Below are 1,198 nucleotides of genomic sequence, written 5' to 3'. Positions count from 1 at the left end.
TAGCGAGACGCTCGGCTGGGGTTTCCCAGTCGAGCGTTTTGCGTGGTCGGCTGTTCAGCTCGGCCGCCACGGTCTCAAGGTCTGCGCGGCTGTGGTGAGAGAGGTCGGTGCCTTTCGGGAAGTACTGCCGCAGCAGTCCGTTGGTGTTCTCGTTCGAGCCTCGCTGCCAGGGACTGCCGGGGTTGCAGAAGTAGACCGGCATGTCCGCTGCGGTGGAGAAGAGGTGGTGGCCGGCCATCTCGTTGCCCTGATCCCAGGTGAGAGATCGCCGCAGGTGGGGCGGCAGGTGGCGGATGGTTTCGGCGAGCGCCAGGTGGAAGTGCTCTGCTCGGTGTCCGTCGGGTAGATGCACCAGCATGGTGAAGCGGGTCGACCGTTCGACGAGTGTGCCGATGGCAGAGCGGTGGCCTGCGCCGATGATGCAGTCGCCTTCCCAGTGTCCTGGGACAGCACGATCGGTGGCTTCGGCGGGACGGTCGCTGATCATCACCATGGGTACTGTGTAGCGGGGCTGGCGCCTGTTGGACTGCCGGTGCGGCTTGCGCATGGTCCGTCCTGTGCGCAGTGCACGGGCCAGTTCCCGGCGCAGCTCACCGCGGCCCTGGACGTAGAGAGCCTGGTAGATCGTCTCGTGGACCACGTGCATCTCCGGCCGGTCGGGGAAGATCCTGCGCAGAGCGTGGCAGATCTGCTCGGGGCTCCACCGTCTTGTGAGCCGGTCCTGGATGAAGTCCCTCAGCTCCGGGTTCTGGCAGATCTTGCTGGGCTTGGGGCGTGGCCGGCGGCTGTCGGCGCGGCGCTGCGCGGCGTAGGGCCGGTAGTAGAAGCGGCCGTCTGGCAGGATGGTGCGGTTTCGGCGGATCTCCCTGCTGACGGTCGACGGGCTGCGGCCCAGCTCCGCGGCGATGGCGCGGATGGTTGCCTTCTCACGCACGCGGTCGGCTATGTGGATCCGCTCGGTCTCCGACAGAAAACGCGAAGAAGCGCCCGAGACCACCTGCGCGATGTGCGCGGGTGGCCTCGGGCGCTTTTTGCGTCCCTCGGGCCGGCCGTTGCGCCACTCACGGCCGGTCCGAGGGTTGATGCCGACGAGCTTGCTCGCCTCTTTGTTGCCATAGCCCAGCTTCATGAGCCGGAAGTATTCCGCCCGCTCCCGGCTCAGCTTGCCCCGGGAGTGCTGCTTGACAGGCCGCTTCTC

The 1,198-nt window shown here is 67.0% G+C and carries 1 protein-coding gene; it reads right to left on the bottom strand.

The window, feature by feature from the left end; translation table 11 throughout:
• On the bottom strand, nt 1-1,162 hold a 1,162-nt coding region (locus IE275_RS45690), incomplete at its 3' end, for an IS30 family transposase (protein WP_444545893.1).
• Nucleotides 1,163-1,198: the final 36 nt, after the last annotated feature.

It is taken from the genome of Streptomyces phaeofaciens, assembly GCF_014648915.1.
GTDB classification, from domain to species: Bacteria; Actinomycetota; Actinomycetes; order Streptomycetales; family Streptomycetaceae; genus Streptomyces; species Streptomyces phaeofaciens.
Note: the sequence above shows the minus strand (reverse complement) of the source record. Positions and strands in the feature narration are given on the sequence as shown.